Origin of the sequence: Corynebacterium hansenii, from assembly GCF_030408795.1 — a bacterium.
In the GTDB taxonomy this organism is placed as follows: domain Bacteria; phylum Actinomycetota; class Actinomycetes; order Mycobacteriales; family Mycobacteriaceae; genus Corynebacterium; species Corynebacterium hansenii.
The window spans coordinates 1289331-1304810 of the sequence record NZ_CP047211.1 but is presented as its reverse complement, the minus strand read 5'-3'; the positions used below and the strand labels follow the sequence as shown (position 1 = coordinate 1304810).

At 72.1% G+C, this 15480-nt stretch carries 14 protein-coding genes; 2 read left to right on the top strand and 12 right to left on the bottom strand.

The genetic code is table 11. The features are described 5' to 3' along the window. Positions 1-82: 82 nt before the first annotated feature. The 7 genes from CHAN_RS05770 to rimP all read right to left on the bottom strand — a co-directional run bounded on the left by CHAN_RS05770 (position 83) and on the right by rimP (position 8094). On the bottom strand, positions 83-1444 hold the full coding sequence (locus tag CHAN_RS05770) for an MATE family efflux transporter (protein WP_377748522.1): 1362 nt from the start codon (positions 1442-1444) through the stop codon (positions 83-85). Beyond that, the gene (locus tag CHAN_RS05765) at positions 1404-2399 is read right to left on the bottom strand and encodes a DHH family phosphoesterase (RefSeq protein ID WP_082144208.1); all 996 of its coding nucleotides are present in this window, start codon (positions 2397-2399) and stop codon (positions 1404-1406) included. The genes CHAN_RS05770 and CHAN_RS05765 overlap by 41 nt, the downstream gene beginning before the upstream one ends. Before the next feature lie 55 nt (positions 2400-2454). Continuing rightward, a complete protein-coding gene (rbfA, locus tag CHAN_RS05760; RefSeq protein WP_290292762.1) occupies positions 2455-2898 on the bottom strand; it encodes a 30S ribosome-binding factor RbfA in 444 nt (147 codons plus the stop codon). A gap of 242 nt (positions 2899-3140) precedes the next feature. Next, complete coding sequence (gene infB / locus CHAN_RS05755; protein ID WP_290292760.1) at positions 3141-5915, bottom strand: translation initiation factor IF-2; 2775 nt, start codon at positions 5913-5915, stop codon at positions 3141-3143. Positions 5916-6039: 124 nt separating this feature from the next. Further along, positions 6040-6399: a YlxR family protein gene (locus CHAN_RS05750; RefSeq protein ID WP_082144594.1), complete on the bottom strand. Its 360-nt coding sequence runs from the start codon at positions 6397-6399 to the stop codon at positions 6040-6042. A gap of 136 nt (positions 6400-6535) precedes the next feature. Next, positions 6536-7522, bottom strand: coding sequence for a transcription termination factor NusA (nusA, locus tag CHAN_RS05745; RefSeq protein WP_048744034.1), 987 nt, complete (start codon positions 7520-7522; stop codon positions 6536-6538). Beyond that, the gene (gene rimP, locus CHAN_RS05740) at positions 7519-8094 is read right to left on the bottom strand and encodes a ribosome maturation factor RimP (protein WP_048744033.1); all 576 of its coding nucleotides are present in this window, start codon (positions 8092-8094) and stop codon (positions 7519-7521) included. The genes nusA and rimP overlap by 4 nt, the downstream gene beginning before the upstream one ends. A gap of 42 nt (positions 8095-8136) precedes the next feature. On the opposite strand from rimP, the gene CHAN_RS05735 reads away from it, so the two are divergent. Beyond that, positions 8137-9081: a DUF4439 domain-containing protein gene (locus CHAN_RS05735; protein WP_290292752.1), complete on the top strand. Its 945-nt coding sequence runs from the start codon at positions 8137-8139 to the stop codon at positions 9079-9081. 9 nt (positions 9082-9090) lie between these two features. Here CHAN_RS05735 and CHAN_RS05730 read toward each other — a convergent pair whose 3' ends face one another. Continuing rightward, positions 9091-10842, bottom strand: a complete 1752-nt coding sequence (locus CHAN_RS05730) for a proline--tRNA ligase (RefSeq protein WP_290292750.1) — start codon at positions 10840-10842, stop codon at positions 9091-9093. Positions 10843-10943: 101 nt separating this feature from the next. Between CHAN_RS05730 and CHAN_RS05725 the strand changes: the two genes are divergently transcribed. Beyond that, positions 10944-11684 (top strand): YaaA family protein, encoded by a 741-nt coding sequence (locus CHAN_RS05725; protein ID WP_290292747.1) that lies wholly within the window; start codon positions 10944-10946, stop codon positions 11682-11684. 12 nt (positions 11685-11696) lie between these two features. On the opposite strand, the gene cobA is transcribed toward CHAN_RS05725, so the two are convergent. From cobA to CHAN_RS05705, 4 genes are read right to left on the bottom strand one after another with little or no spacing between them, the layout of a single operon-like run. Then, entirely contained in the window at positions 11697-12776 is a 1080-nt protein-coding gene (cobA, locus tag CHAN_RS05720; protein ID WP_048744024.1) for a uroporphyrinogen-III C-methyltransferase, read from the bottom strand. A gap of 44 nt (positions 12777-12820) precedes the next feature. Next, positions 12821-14203 carry a cobyrinic acid a,c-diamide synthase CobB gene (locus CHAN_RS05715; protein WP_290292743.1) on the bottom strand — a complete coding sequence of 461 codons (1383 nt, stop codon included), beginning with the start codon at positions 14201-14203 and terminating at the stop codon, positions 12821-12823. Next, the gene (gene cobO / locus CHAN_RS05710) at positions 14197-14817 is read right to left on the bottom strand and encodes a cob(I)yrinic acid a,c-diamide adenosyltransferase (protein WP_290292741.1); all 621 of its coding nucleotides are present in this window, start codon (positions 14815-14817) and stop codon (positions 14197-14199) included. The genes CHAN_RS05715 and cobO overlap by 7 nt, the downstream gene beginning before the upstream one ends. Before the next feature lie 20 nt (positions 14818-14837). Beyond that, positions 14838-15467, bottom strand: coding sequence for a hypothetical protein (locus CHAN_RS05705; RefSeq protein ID WP_290292739.1), 630 nt, complete (start codon positions 15465-15467; stop codon positions 14838-14840). Positions 15468-15480: the final 13 nt, after the last annotated feature.

Sequence of the window (15480 nt, the reverse complement as noted above, 5' to 3'; positions counted from 1 at the left end):
ACTCTTACGCAACTTTAGTCACACTTGCCCCATGGTCAACAGTTTTGGTGTGAGAAATGACCGCGGAACGCCAGGTCGGGCGCTACTCCCCCGCCGCCGTCTCCCATTTGGGGCCGCGGTAGCGCACGGCGACGAAGATCAGCCGCAGCATCATGAAGGCCAGCAGGCCCCACCACACGCCGGTGAGCCCCCATCCCATCGACAGCGTCAGCCACACGGGCGGCAGGAATCCGAGGACGACGGCGGTGATGGTCGCGTTGCGCAGGAACGCCGCGTCGCCGGCGCCGAGCAGCACGCCGTCGATGGCGAACACCACGCCGCCGATGGGGATCATGGCCACGAGGATCCACCACGGGCCCGCTGCGATGGCGTCGAGGACCCCGCGCGCGTCGGTGAACACCCGCGGCAGCACTCCGTGGAGCACCGCGAATGCCACGGCGAGGACGCCCGCGAACACGGTCGACCACGCGATGACCCGCCTGGCCGTGTACCGCGCCGCGGCGACGGACCCGACGCCCAGCGCCGCCCCGACCAGCGTCTGCGCGGCGATGGCCAGCGAATCCAGCACCAACGACAGCAGGTTCCACAGCTGCAGCAGAATCTGGTGCCCGCCGAGCGAGAACGCGCCGAGCCGCCCCGCCACGCCGGCCGCCGAGAGGAACGCCACCTGGAACGCCAGGGAACGCAGGATCAGGTCCCGGCCGAGCACGAGCTGGCGCTTGATCAGGCTCCACCTGGGCCGCTTTGCGACGTCCCGTGCGGAGGCCGACGCCACGAGCTGCCGGATGAACAACGCCGCCGTGAGCGTCTCTCCCATGACCATCGCCCACGCCGAGCCGTTCAGCCCCAGCCATCCGACGAGTGGCACGATGGCGAGCGCCGCCGGACCGAGGCCGCCGACCACGAAGAGGAAGGGCCTGCGGGTGTCCTGTATGCCGCGCATCCACCCGTTGCCGGCTTGGGCGATGAGCGTCAGCGGAATGCCGGCGGCGGCGATGCGCAGCCAGCCGGCCGCCGCGTCGGCGACGGCGGGGTCGGGGGCGAGCAGCCCGGTGATCGTGCCGGCGAATCCCTCCACCAGCGCCACCAGCAGCACGCCGACGAACACCGCCACCCACGTCGCCTGGACGCCCTCTCCCACGGCGCCGCGGACGTCGCCGCGCCCGAAGGCCCGCGAGGCGCGGGCGGTGGTGCCGTAGGCCAGGAACGTCAGCTGCGCCGTGAGCATGGAGAACACGGTCGCCCCGGCTGCCAGCGCCGCCAGTTCCACGGCGCCGAGGCGCCCGACGACGGCGGTGTCCAGCAGCAGATACAGCGGCGGCGCCGCCAGCACCCCGAGGGCGGGCAGCGCCAGGCCGAGGATCCGCCCCGCGGTGATGGGCCGGTCCGACTCGGTGGCCACGTCAGTTGCCGTCGGCGTGCTCGATCGTCGCCGCCGCGACATCCGAGGCGCCGATCAGCGCGCCGACCACGGCATCGCGGTCGCCGCTGAAGTTGTAGCCGGCCGCGCGGAGGTGCCCGCCGCCGCCGAGGAACTTGGCCACTTCGGAGACGTCGACGAGCTCCCTGGAGCGCAGCGACATGGACCAGAAGCCCGGCGAATACTCCTTGAACACGGCCGCGACGTCGGCGGCGTCGGTGGTGCGCACGACGTCGACGACCGCCTCGACCTCGTCGTGCCCGACGTCGGCCATGTCCCCGTGGGAGATGGTCACGTGCACCAGGCCGGCGCCGCCGGCCCAGTCGGGCACGCGGCCGGCGGTGGCCATGACGCGCCCCAGGAACGGCAGGTACTCGAAGGGGTGGCCTTCCAGCAGCTGCGCGCCGATGGTGCGCGGGTCCAGGCCCTTGTTCAGCAGCCGCGCCGCGGCGGTGTGCATGCGCGAACGCCCGAACTGGAAGGACACGGTGTCCGTCAGCAGGCCCGCGTACAGCGCATGCGCCATGTCGCGGGTCAGCCGGATGCCCCAGACCTCGAAGAAGTCCAGCAGCACCATCGTGGAGGACTCGGCCTCCTCGTCCACCATGTTCACCGAGCCGTAGCGCGAGTTGGAATCGTGGTGGTCGACGACGATCAGCCGCTGCGACGTCATCATCCGCTCGCGCAGGCGCCCGAGCCGCTCGGGGCTCGCGCAGTCGACGGAGACCCAGGTGTCCACGGATTCCGGGATGTCGTCCGGCGACACGAAGAACTCCCAGCCCGGGATGGTCAGCAGCGACTTCGCCGGCAGCTCGTCGTTTCCGTAGGCCGCGACGGCGCGGATGCCGCGCTGCCGCAGCGCCATGACCATCGCCGACGCTGCGCCGATGGCGTCGGCGTCAGGGTGGATGTGGCACACGACGGCCACGAACTCGGCGTCGGCGAGCATGTCCATCGCGTCCTGGATCGGACCGGACATGCGCCTGCTGATCGACTGCGACAGCTGGTGCGCCGCCTGCTCCCCCGGCCCCACGTCAGGCCTCCGGCTCGTCGTCGCGGCGGTACGGGTCGGAGTCGCCGGCGGGGGCCGCCCCCTCGCGCAGCTTCGCCAGCTCGGCGTCGCGCTGCCGGGTCTTGGCCAGCAGCTCCTCCATGTGGGCGCTGGCCTCGGGCACCGTGTCGACCTCGAACGCCAGGGTCGGGGTGTAGCGCACGCCCAGGGCGCGGCCCACGAGCGAGCGCAGCTGGCCGCGGGCGCGGTTCAGCGCCTCCGCCGCGGCGTCCCAATCCGGGTCCTCGTCGATGGTGCGGCCGCGGACGGTGTAGAACACCGTCGCATCGTGCAGATCGCCGGTCACCCGGCAGTCCGTGACGGTCACCAGCTCGAGGCGACGGTCCTTGACCTCGCGTTCGATCGCTGCGGCGACGATCTCCTGGATTCGCTTGGCCATGCGGCGTGCGCGTGCGGGATCGGCCATGTCGATCTTCTCCTCTGGTCGGGGACGTGTCTTCGTTGAAAATCGCCGGGTCACGGGGCGATCGCGCCCCGAACTCCGGCCACCCAGGATAACCGTTCGCAGCCGGGGTTTGTTCCCGGCCCTCCCGTTTGGGAGGGGCCCCGCCGAACCCGCCGTTCCCCCCCCCGCCTCCCCGGAAACGCCGAAGGCCGGCCCCGCGCCGAATGGCGTGGGGCCGGCCGTCGTCAAGCGGTCGCCGCGGACTAGTCGCGCGGGACCTCGACCATCTCGTAGGCCTCGATGATGTCGTCCACCTGGATGTCCGGGTAGGACAGCACCATGCCGCACTCGTAGCCGGCCGACACCTCGGTGACGTCGTCCTTCTCGCGGCGCAGCGAGTTGATGGTCGCCTGCTCCGCCACGACGTTGCCGTCGCGGATGAGGCGCACCTTCGCGTTGCGGCGCATCTTGCCGGACTCCACTATGCAGCCCGCGATGAGGCCGACGGCGGACGCCTTGAAGATCGCGCGGATCTCGGCGCGGCCGATCTCGCGCTCCTCGTAGATCGGCTTGAGCATGCCCTTGAGCGCCTGCTCCACTTCCTCGATCGCCTTGTAGATGACCGTGTAGTAGCGCACGTCCACGCCGGCGGCGTTGGCGGCCTCGGTGGCCTTGCCCTCGGAACGGACGTTGAAGCCGATGATCACGGCATCCGACGCCTCGGCCAGCGTGACGTTGGTCTGCGTCACCGCACCGACGCCGCGGTCGATGATGTTCAGCTGGACCTCGTCGTCGACCTCGATCTTGAGCAGCGCCTCTTCCAGTGCCTCGACGGTACCGGCGTTGTCGCCCTTCAGGATCAGGTTGAGCGTGTTGGTCTCCTTCATGAACTCGTCGAGGTTCTCGAGGGAGACGCGGCGGCGGTTGCGGGCCTGCAGCGCGTTGCGGCGGCGGGCGTCGCGACGGTCCGCGATCTGGCGGGCCGTGCGGTCCTCGTCGACCACGAGCAGGTTGTCGCCGGCGCCGCACACCGAGGTCAGGCCCTGGACCTGCACCGGGCGGGACGGACCCGCCTCCTCGACGTCGTTGCCGTACTCGTCGACCATGCGGCGCACGCGGCCGTAGGCGTCGCCCACGACGATCGAGTCGCCGACGCGCAGCGTGCCGCGCTGGACGATGACCGTGGCCACGGGGCCGCGGCCGCGGTCCAGGTGCGCCTCGATGGCGATGCCCTGGGCGTCCATGTCCGGGTTGGCGCGCAGATCGAGCGCCGCGTCGGCCGTCAGCAGCACGGCCTCCAGCAGCTTGTCGATGTTCTCGCCCTGCTTCGCGGAGATGTCGACGAACATGGTGTCGCCGCCCCACTCCTCGTCGGTCAGGCCGTACTCGGTCAGCTGGCCGCGGATCTTCTGCGGGTCCGCGCCCTCCTTGTCGATCTTGTTGACCGCCACGACGATCGGCACCTCGGCCGCCTTCGCGTGGTTGATGGCCTCCACCGTCTGCGGCATGACGCCGTCGTCGGCGGCGACCACCAGGATGGCGACGTCGGTCGCCTGGGCGCCGCGGGCGCGCATGGCGGTGAACGCCTCGTGGCCCGGGGTATCCAGGAAGGTGACCTTGCGCTCGTCGTCCTCGAAGTCGACGTTGACCTGGTAGGCGCCGATGTGCTGCGTGATGCCGCCGGCCTCGTCGCCGCCCACGTTCGCCTTGCGGATGGTGTCCAGCAGGCGGGTCTTGCCGTGGTCGACGTGGCCCATGACGGTGACCACCGGCGGGCGGACCATGAGGTCCTCCTCGTCGCCCTCGTCCTCGCCGAACTGCAGGTCGAAGGACTCGAGGAGCTCGCGGTCCTCGTCCTCCGGGGAGACGACCTGGACCTTGTAGTCCATCTCGTCGCCCAGCAGCTGCAGGGTCTCGTCGCTCACCGAGGCGGTCGCGGTGACCATCTCGCCGAGGTTGAACAGGGCCTGCACCAGCGCGGCGGCGTCGGCGCCGATCTTCTCGGCGAAGTCGGACAGGGAGGCGCCGCGGGCGAGACGGATGGTCTGGCCCTTGCCGTTCGGCAGCTTGACGCCGCCGACGACCGAGGGAGCCTGCATCGACTCGTACTCGTGCCTCTTCTGCCGCTTCGACTTGCGGCCACGGCGCGGGGCGCCGCCCGGGCGTCCGAAGGCGCCGGCGGTTCCGCCGCGGCGACCGCCGCGACCGCCGCGCGGGCCTCCGCCGCCGGGGCCGCCACCCGGGCCACCGCGTCCGCCGCGACCGCCGGAGGCGGCCTTGGCGGGCATCTGGCCCGGGTTCGGGTGCGACGGCATCATCGACGGGGTCGGGCGGTTTCCGCCGCCCTGGCCGCCGCGGCCGCCGCCCTGGGGACGGGGGCCGCCCTTGCCGGCGCCCTGGGGGCGCGGGCCGCCCTGGCCGCCGGGACGTCCGCCCGGCTTCGGGCCGGGTCGGCCGCCGCCCTGCGGGCGGGGCATGGCGGACGGGCGCGGCGCGGGGCGCTCACCCGTGGAGAACGGGTTGTTGGCCACGCGCGGGGCGCGGGCGCCGGGCTTCGGGCCCGGCTTGCCGCCGCGGGCCTGCGGGCGCGGCTGATCGCCGGCCTGCGGGCCCGGTCGCGGCGACGGGGTGGGCTTGGCGCCCGGCTTAGCGGCGCCGGGCTTGGCGGCCGCGGTCTTCGGCGTCGGCTGGCCCGGCTTGGCGGCCGGGGCCTTCGGGGCCGGCTGGCCCGGCTTGGCCGCCGCGGGACCCGGCTGGGCCGGGGTCTTCGGCGCGGGGCGGCCCGGCTTGGCGGCCGGGGCCTTGGGGCCCGGCTTGGCGCCGGCGCCCGGCTTCGGGCCCGGCTTGGCGTCGCCGGACGGGGCCTGCTGGCCCTCCTTCGACGCGTACAGCTGCTTCATCCGCTTGACGACGGGGGGTTCCACCGTCGACGACGCGGTCTTGACGAATTCGCCCTGCTCCTTGAGCTGGGCGAGAAGTTCCTTGCTGGTGACCCCGAGCTGCTTTGCGAGCTCATGGACACGGAGCTTTCCGGACACTTTTCTCCTCACTTGCGGAGTCGAACAGTGCCGGGCGGGTTCGTTTCCCGCGCATTGGTCTACTGTCGACTCCCGTTATCGGTTGCCGTTCATCGCTGATGCTTCATCGTGCGCTCATCAGTGTTCAGGTCTTTCCGTTGGTCGGTTCCCGGCCGCCGGGGCCGCGGGGTGCGGCATCGGCATGTGCCCCGAGCGTTTCGAGGTACTCGCGGACCGGGTTCGCGTCCGCGTTGGCGGACACCTTCAATGCGCGGCCGAACGCGCGGCGCTTGTCGGCCACCGCCCATGCTTCGAGCGTGGGGGTGATCCATGCGCCTCGTCCCGGCATTCTGCGCCGGGGGTCGGGGACGACGCGGGTGGCGTCGCCGTCACGGCGCGCCACCATCCGCAGCAGCCGCCCTTCGGGCAGCTTCGCGCGGGTGGCGATGCAGGTTCGTTCGCGTTCGACGAAGTGCGGGGCTTGCTCGTCCCGGGTCATCGTCATTCGCGGACGCACCTGTCCTTCCACCGTCGTTTCCTCGTTGGCCGTCTTACAGCCTAACCCGAACGGGTCCCCGAATCCCAACCCCGTGGTTTCGGCGGGGCGGGGGCGCGGGCTTGGCGACGGTCCGGCGCCGCTTTTATTCGGCGTCGGAGTGGATGTCGATGCGCCAGCCGGTCAGTCGCGCGGCGAGGCGGGCGTTCTGGCCCTCGCGGCCGATGGCGAGCGACAGCTGGTAGTCGGGCACGACGACGCGGGCCTGCCGTTCCTCTTCGTCGAGCACCTCGACCTTGACCACCTTCGCGGGCGCGAGGGCGTTGCCGACGAACTTCGCTGGGTCCTCGTCGTAGTCGATGATGTCGATCTTCTCGCCGCCGAGCTCGTTCATGATCGCGCTGACGCGCTGGCCGCGCGGGCCGATGCAGGCGCCCTTGGCGTTGAGCCCCTTGACGGTCGGCCGGACGGCGACCTTGGAGCGGTGGCCGGCTTCGCGGGCGATGGAGACCAGTTCGACGGCGCCGTCGGCGACTTCGGGGACCTCGAGCTCGAAGAGCTTGCGCACGAGCTCGGGGTGGGTGCGCGACAGATTGATGGCGACGCCGCGCGGGGTCTTGTTCACGCCGACGACGTAGCACTTGGTGCGGTCGCCGTGCTCCAGGGTCTCGCCCGGCAGCTGCTCGGCCGGCAGCAGGATGCCGTCGCGGCCGTTGGCCTCCGAGCCGATGTGGACGACGATGATGCCCTTGTCGTTGGCCCGGACGTCGCGCTGGACGACGCCGGAGATGACCTGGTTCTCCAGGTCCGCGTATTCGCCGAAGACCTTGTCGCTTTCGGCGTCGCGCAGGCGCTGCAGGATGGTCTGCCGCACGGGGTAGGCGGCGATGCGTCCGAAATCCTCGGGGGTGTCGTCCCATTCGGCGACGAGGTTGCCCTCTTCGTCGCGCTCCTGGGCGAATACCGTGACCTCGCCGGTGTCGTAGTCGATGTCGACCCGGGCGTACTGCGCCGGCGAGTCGGTGCCCCGGTAGGCTTCCCGCAGCGCACGGCCGAGCAGGCCGATCATTTCGCCGAAGGGGATGCCCCGCTCCTTTTCCAGGGTGCGCAGGGCGGCGAGTTCGATCTTCACTTGTCCAGTTCCTCCAGCCGGGTCACGGCATCGTCGAAATCCAGTCCGGCCAGGTCGAGTTCGACCGCCGGGGCCTTAGAGAACTCAATTTCTACCACCGCGTGCTCCACCGAAGCCAACTCGAGCACGGCGCCGGTCGCCTTCGGGCGGCCCTTCGGCCCCGTGGACGCGACGATGATCACCCGGTCCCCGTCTTCGTCGTATGCGCCGATGCGGCCGACCAGCTGCCCGCCGTCGTCGAGACGGATGCGGACGAGCCGGTTGCGGTTGCGGCGCCAGTGGCGCGGGGCGACGAGCGGCGCGGCGACGCCGGGCGTGCTCACCTCGAGGGTGTACTCCAGTTCGCCGAACCGGATCTCGCCGGCGGCCTCGGCTTCGTCGAGCGCCGCGGAAATGTCGCGGGTGACGGCCTCGATGGCGTCGAGATCGGGTGCCTCATCTCCGTCGACGAGGACGGTGACCTGGGTCTTGCGCCCGGCCCCGGCGACCTTCACGTCTTCGATGTCGAGGCCGCGGGCGGCGGCTGCGGGGCGGATGACGCCGGCGATGGATTCAGCGGGGGGAAAGGCCATGCGGTGCAGTCTAGCCGCCGCGTGTCGTGGCACGATGGACGCGTGATTCAGCCGACTTCTCCCCTGCCCCGCCGCGCGTTCCTCATCGGCGCCGCCGGCCTGGGCGGCGCAGCGACGCTGGCCGCCGCGGGGTGCACCCCCATCACCGGCCCGTCCGCGGACCCCGTGGTGGAGGCCGCGTGGGCGCTGGCCCTGCGCGACGCCGATGTCCTGGCCCCTTCTTCGGCGGAGGTCGCCGCCGTCCGCCGCACCCAGGCGGAATCGCTGGCCACCGAGGTCGTCCGGGCGTGCGGCGTCCGCGAGGACGGCACGTCGCCGGAGGAATGCGTGGCCGCCCCCTCCCCCCTGCCGGCCGCGCCGTCCCCGGCGGATGCGGAAACGGTGCTGCGGGATTCCCGTGCGGCGTCGGCGCTTCACGACGCCCTCGGCCAGAACCGTTCGCTGCAGGACCCGTACGAGGCGGCGCTGCTCGCCGCGGTGGACGGCGGCCTGGTGCTGGCGCTGCGCGGCATGCGCGTCGACTGGGGCGAACTCGTCCCGGAGCTCGGCGGGGGCGAGCCCCTCGACGATGACGATGCCGCGCCGTTCGCCGACGCCCTCATCGCCGAGTACGCGCTGATCTACGGCATGGGCGTGGCGGCCCCGCGCATCGCCGCCGAGTACCGCCGGTCGACGGCCACGAGCGCCGACCGGCACCGCACCCTGCGCGACCGCGTCATCGGCATCCTGGAGGGCGCGGGCGTGCCCGTGCCCGTCGCCGAACCGGGCTATTCCGTGGTCGACGGAGCCCCAGACCCGGAAAACGATGCCGCCGGGTTCGCCGCAGCGCTCGAGGACTCCTGCGCCGAGGCGTGGCGCACGGCGCTGACGGCCGCGAAAAAACCCGCCGCCCGCGCGTTCGCGCTGCAGGCGGCGGGTCTGTGCCACGCCGGGGGCTCGGTTTTCCGCGGCGACGGCGCCGCCGCGCTGCCGGGGCTGCCGGCCTGACCGGCCGGGCTACTTGGTCAGGCCCAGGACCGCGTCGACGGCGTCGCCGTAGTCCAGCTCGGTGGTCTCGTCGGCCAGGCGGTCGCGCAGCTCCACCTTGCCGTCGGCGAAACCGCGGCCGACGACGATGACGACGGGCATGCCCAGCAGCTCGGAGTCCTTGAACTTCACGCCGGGGCTGACCTTCGGGCGGTCGTCGAAGAGCACGGTGACGCCGGCGGCGTCGAGCTCCTCGGCGAGCTTCTCCGCGGCCTCGGCCGCGGCGGCGTCCTTGTTCGCGATGACCACGTGGGCCTGGAACGGGGCGACCGACGCCGGCCAGCGGAGGCCGCGGTCGTCGTGAAGCTGCTCCGCCAGCACCGCCACCAGGCGGGACACGCCGATGCCGTAGGACCCCATGGTCGGTCGGGAGCGCTTGCCGTTGACGTCGAGGATGTCCACCTCGAAAGCGTCGGTGTACTTGCGGCCCAGCTGGAAGATGTGGCCGATCTCGATGCCGCGCCGCAGCGTCAGCGTGCCCTCGCCGTCGGGGGCGGCGTCGCCCTCGCGGACCTCGGCGGCCTCGATGGTGCCGGCCGGGTGGAAATCGCGGCCGCAGACGAGATCGGCCACGTGGTGGTCGGCCTCGTCGGCTCCGGCGATCCACGCCGTGCCCTCGACGACGCGGGGGTCGACGTACAACGGGACGTCGTTGTCCGCCAGCGCGCGCGGGCCGAGATAGCCCTTGACCAGGAACGGGTGGGCGGCGAAGTCCTTGTCCTCGAACAGGCGCACCTCGGCGGGCGCCAGGCCCGCCTCGACGCGCTTCATGTCCACCTCCCGGTCGCCGGGCACGGCGATGCCCGCCGGCTCCCATTCCTCGCCGGGCCGGCGGATGGCGATCATGACGCACTTGAGGGTGTCGGCGGCCGTGATCTCGCGGCCCAGGCCGGACTCGGGCGAGTTGGCCCATTCGACGAGCGCGTCGATGGTGGTGGCGCCGGGCGTGCGGTGCACAGCGGCCCCGGGCTTCCCCTCGATCGGCTGCGCCGGCGGGGCCGGGGTGGTGACGGCCTCGACGTTGGCGGCGTAGTCGGAGGCCGTGGAGCGGACGAAGGTGTCCTCGCCCGACGGCGACACGGCCAGGAACTCCTCCGACGCCGAGCCGCCCATCGCGCCGGACGTCGCGGCGCAGATGACGTACTCCACGCCCAGGCGATCGAAGATGCGGCGGTAGGCGTCGCGGTGGCGCCGGTAGGACTCGTCGAGGCCCTCGTCGTCCATGTCGAAGGAGTACGAGTCCTTCATCACGAACTCGCGGCCGCGCAGGATGCCGGCGCGGGGGCGGGCCTCGTCGCGGTACTTGGTCTGCACCTGGTACAGGGTGACCGGGAAGTCCTTGTAGGAGTTGTACAGGTCCTTGACGGCCAGCGCGAACATTTCCTCGTGCGTCGGGCCGAGCAGGTAGTCGCCCTCCTTGCGGTCCTTGAGCCGGAAGAGGTCGTCGCCGTACTCGGTCCAGCGATTGGACTTCTCGTACGGCTCGCGCGGCAGCAGCGCCGGGAAGGCGATCTCCTGGGCGCCGATGCCGTCCATCTCCTCGCGCACGATGTTCTCCACGTTGTGCAGCACCTTCAGGCCCAGCGGCAGCCAGGAGTAGATGCCGGGGGCGTGGCGCCGGATGTAACCGGCGCGGACGAGGAGCTTGTGGCTGGGCAGTTCGGCATCGGCCGGGTCGTCCCGCAGGGTGCGCAGGAACAGACGGGACATACGCGTGATCATGGCGGCCACTCTACCGCCCGTCGGGGCCCTTGGCGGTCACCGGGCGGCTTAAGCGTCGGCCGTCGTGGGGCGGGTATTCCGGGCCGATAAAGTCGGTGCCCATGCTGATTCTTCTGCCGCCGTCCGAGACCAAGTCGACCGGGGGTTCGGGGGCTCCCCTGGACCTGCCGGGGCTGTCGTGGCCGGAGCTCAACGACGTGCGTCGCGGGATCGCCGATGACCTCGTGGCGCTGTCCGCCGACCGCGATGCCGCGATGGCGGCGCTGAAGCTCGGGCCGAAACTCGCCGCCGAGGTCGACGCCAACGCGGAGCTGTTCGCGTCCCCGACGATGCCCGCCCTGGACCGCTACACGGGCGTGCTTTTCGACGCCCTCGACGCGGGCGCCCTCTCCCCCGCCGCGCGGAGCCGCCTGGCCGTGGGTTCGGCGCTGTTCGGCGTCGTGGGAGGCGAGGACATGATCCCCAAGTACCGGCTGTCGGGCGGGTCGAAGCTGCCGCGGGCGAACGCGGGAGGCGGCGCCGCCCCGACGATGCGGGCGCGGTGGGGCAAGGCGATCACCGAGGCGCTCACCGGCGGCGACCACGGCCTCGTCATCGACCTGCGGTCGGGCACCTACATGAACCTGGGCAAGGTGCCGGGCTCGGTCACCGCGACGGTGCTGACCGCCGAGGGCAAGGTCGTCTCGCACTTCAACAAGCACCACAAGGGCCTGCTCGCGCGGGCGCTCGCGGAGGCCGGCGCCGACGTCGATTCCCTCGACGCCGCCGTCGACGCCGCCCGCGCGGCGGGATTGGACGCCGTGGCCCGCGACGGGGGCATCGTCATCACGGTCGCACCGTGACGGCAGTCGCCGTCAGAGTGATTCGTCGGCGACCTCGCCGATGACGAACACCGCTGGCGGCCGCACGCCTTCGCCGCGGATGGTGTCGCCGAGGGTGCCCAGGGTGCAGCGGAACACGCGCTGGTTCTCGGTCGTGCCCTCCTGGATCACCGCGGCCGGGGTCGACGCGTCGCGCCCGGCGGAGATGAGCTTCTCCGCGATGGCGGGGCCGTTCTTCACGCCCATGATGACGACGATGGTGCCGGTCATCTGCCCCAGCGCGTCCCAGTTGACCAGCGACGTCGGGTGCCCCGGCGGCACGTGGCCGGAGACGATGGTGAAGTCGTGGTTCACGCCGCGCTGCGTGACCGGGATGCCGGCGGCGGCGGGCACGGAAATCGCGGAGGAGATGCCGGGCACCTCGGTGACGGTGACGCCGGCTTCGCGCAGGGCGACGAGCTCCTCGAAGCCGCGGCCGAACAGGTACGGGTCGCCGCCCTTGAGCCGGACGACGAACAGTCCCTGCCGCGCGCGGTCCACCAGCAGCTCGTTGATGCGCTCCTGGGCCATCGCGCGGCCGTAGGGCAGCTTCGCGGCGTCGATGATCTCCACGTCCGGGTCCAGCTCGCCGAGCAACGACAGCGGCCCGAGGTGGTCGGCGAGCACGACGTCGGCGAGCCGCAGCAGGCGGCGCCCCTCGACGGTGATCAGGTCCGGGTTGCCCGGGCCGCCGCCGACGAGGGCGACGGTGCCCGCCAGGTGGCCGGCGCGGGAGGCGCGGCGGCCCTTGAATTCCTGGGCGTGCTGCGCGGCGCCGTCCGTCGCGTCGTCGACGAGGACGCCGTGCAGGTTGGACTGCACCATGACCTCGCGCAGCAGGTCGGGATCGGTGACCACGACCATCCGCTTGCCCCACAGCATCGCCGGGGTGAAGGGGGTCCGCCACAGCTGGATGCGGCCGCGTTCGGCCCAGCCCTCGATGCCGGGCGAAATCTCGCCGCCCTCGCAGACGATGACTTCGGCGCCCGCGTCGACCAGCCCGGGAATGACCCGCTCGGCCGTGGTGGACGCGCCGACGACCAGAACGCGGCTCCCCTTCAACATCAAAGTCATGAGGGGATCTTATCGCTTGGCGACGAATCCGCGCGCACCGGCCCTCAGCCGCAGGATTCCACGAAACCGCGCAGCACCGCGGGCGCCCCGGCGGGGTGAACGTGCAGGTAGGAAGCGTGCACCCGCCCGCCGGGGGACACGAACCCCTCGGTGACGGCGTCCCCACCCCAGCCCCTCCAGCCCCACGCGGGGGTCCAGCCGGCGGCGTGCGCGGCGGCCGCGGTCCCCTCGTCGAGGCGGGTCCTGTGGAACTCGTGCCCGGTCAGGCGGCCGCCGACGGGGCCGAGCACCGACTCCGACAGCATCGTGGCCGTGCGGTACCCCAGGCTCAGGCGCCCCATCGACGCCGATCCCGGGATGACTCCGCACATGCGGTGCCCGCCCAAAGACTCGAGCAGCCACAGCAGGCCCGCGCATTCGGCGTGGACCGCGGCGCCGTCGGCGACCATCGCCCGCACGGAAGCGGCGAGGTCGTCGCGCGCCGCCAGATCCGCGGCATGTTCCTCCGGGAACCCGCCGGGCACGACCAGGCCGTCGGCGTCGGGAAGCTCGTCGACCAGCGGGTCGAAGACCTCGACCCGGGCCCCCGCGGCGGCCAGCAGCTCCGCGTGTTCGGCGTAGGCGAAGGTGAACGCGGGCCCGCCCGCCAGCGCGATGCGGGGCTTGCTTTCCGACGGCCCGGCGCCGATCGCCTTCGCCGGATCCCACGGTTCGAAACCGGGGCGCACCGCGGCCAGGCCGACGACCGCGCCGAGGTCGACGTGCTCCTCGACGAGGTCGGCCATCATCGCCACGGCGGCGTGGGCCTCCTCTCCCCCTTCGGCGGCGGTGACCAACCCCAGGTGGCGCGACGGCACCTCGATGCCGTCGACGCGCGGGATGGCGCCGAGCACCGGCACCCCCACCGCCTCGATGGCCTCGCGGACGACGGACTCGTGGCGGTCGGAGCCGACCCGGTTGATGATCGCCCCCGCCACGCGGACGCGATCGTCCATCGTCGCGAAACCGTGGACGAGGGCCGACGCCGACTGGCTCATGTGCCGGGCGTCGACGACGAGGATCACCGGCATGCCCAGCAGGCGGGCGATCTCGGCGGTCGACGCGCTCGCGTCGAGGGGATCGCCGCCGATCCGGCCGTCGAAAAGCCCCATGACGCCCTCGACGATGCCGACGTCCAGTCCGGCCGACCCGTGCGCGTACAGCGGGCCGATGAGGTCCGGCCCGCACATGACGGAATCCAGGTTGCGGCCCGGCCTGCCCGCCGCGATGGCGTGGTAGCCGGGATCGATGTAGTCGGGGCCGACCTTGAACGGCGCGACGGACATCCGGCGCGCCAGCGCGGCGATGAGGCCGGTGGCGATGGTGGTCTTGCCGGTGCCCGACGCCGGCGCCGCGATGACGACGCCCGGGGCGGCCGGAGCTACCACTCGATGCCCTTCTGTCCCTTCCGGCCCGCGTCCATCGGGTGCTTGTGCTTGACCATCTCGGTGACCAGATCGGCGACCTCGATGAGCTTCGGATCGGCGTCGCGGCCGGTGATGACCACGTGCTGGCGGCCCGGCCGGTTGGCGAGGGTCTCGGCGACGTCGTCGACGTCGACCCAGCCCCACTTGATCGGGTAGGTGAACTCGTCGAGCACGTAGAAGTCGTGCTCCTTCTCGGCCAGGCGGCGCTTGATCTCCTCCCAGCCCTCGGCGGCGTCGCGGGCGTGGTCCTCTTCGGTGCCCTTCTTGCGGGACCAGGACCAGCCCTCCCCCATCTTGTGCCACTGCACCGCGCCGCCCTCGCCCGTTTCGTCGTGGAGCTCGCCGAGGCGCTTGAACACGGACTCTTCGCCGACCCGCCACTTGGCGGACTTCACGAACTGGAACACGCCGATGTCCAGCCCCTGGTTCCACGCGCGCAGCGCCATGCCGAACGCCGCGGTCGACTTGCCCTTGCCGTGGCCCGTGTGGACCGCGGTGATGGGCAGCTGGCGGCGCTGGCGCGTCGTGAGCCCGTCGTCGGGGATGTTCTTCGGATCAACCTGTCCCTGTGCCATGGGTTACACAATAGCCGGGGTCAGGGACGGCGTTCGCCCGCCAGGGCCTCCTCGAACGCCTCGCGCGTGCGGACCTGCACGCTGGTCACCTGGGGCGCCGGTCCGCGGCCTGCGGCGACGAGCCCCCGCAGCCGCGCCACGGCGGCCGCGACCTCCGGTCCGACGTCGGCGCCCTTCCGCACCGTCTCACGTGGCAATTCGATGGCGTACCGGGCATCGCCGAACGGGACGTGGTCGGGGTTGGGGCCGTCGTAATCGAGGTCCGCTTCGCCGACGCCGGCCAGGGCCAGCCCGTCGAGGGCGTCGAGGATGATCGCCAGCGACTCGTCCTCGTCGGCGGTGTCGGCGCCGTCGTCGTCGGCGCCCTTCAATTCGCCCGTGAACCACGCGGTGACCTTGAACGGCGACTTGTCCGCGGGCGGCGCCGCATCGGCGTTGAGCTGGCGCCACTGGTCGGCGAGGTCCCACTCGTCTTCGTCTCCGCCCGGTTCGACGGCGGCGACGTCGAATCCCGCGTCGACCGCCCCGAGCCGGGCCCCGATGGCCAGCGCGAGCCTGCCCAGCAGCAGGTCGGCGCGCCAGCGTTCGGCGAAGATGCTGATTTCGATGACGTTGACGTCGATGGTCTCCGCCGCATCGGTTGGGTTCATGGTCGCGACGGTA

Coding starts and splice junctions, on each gene's coding strand:
- CHAN_RS05730 (WP_290292750.1), bottom strand. CDS start 10,842: ATGATCACGCGTATGTCCCGTCTGTTCCTGCGCACCCTGCGGGACGAC.
- CHAN_RS05725 (WP_290292747.1), top strand. CDS start 10,944: ATGCTGATTCTTCTGCCGCCGTCCGAGACCAAGTCGACCGGGGGTTCG.
- rimP (WP_048744033.1), bottom strand. CDS start 8,094: ATGGCCTTTCCCCCCGCTGAATCCATCGCCGGCGTCATCCGCCCCGCA.
- CHAN_RS05750 (WP_082144594.1), bottom strand. CDS start 6,399: ATGACGATGACCCGGGACGAGCAAGCCCCGCACTTCGTCGAACGCGAA.
- rbfA (WP_290292762.1), bottom strand. CDS start 2,898: ATGGCCGATCCCGCACGCGCACGCCGCATGGCCAAGCGAATCCAGGAG.
- CHAN_RS05765 (WP_082144208.1), bottom strand. CDS start 2,399: ATGTCCGGTCCGATCCAGGACGCGATGGACATGCTCGCCGACGCCGAG.
- CHAN_RS05705 (WP_290292739.1), bottom strand. CDS start 15,467: ATGAACCCAACCGATGCGGCGGAGACCATCGACGTCAACGTCATCGAA.
- cobO (WP_290292741.1), bottom strand. CDS start 14,817: ATGGCACAGGGACAGGTTGATCCGAAGAACATCCCCGACGACGGGCTC.
- cobA (WP_048744024.1), bottom strand. CDS start 12,776: ATGACTTTGATGTTGAAGGGGAGCCGCGTTCTGGTCGTCGGCGCGTCC.
- CHAN_RS05770 (WP_377748522.1), bottom strand. CDS start 1,444: ATGTCGCGGCGGCGACGATCGAGCACGCCGACGGCAACTGACGTGGCC.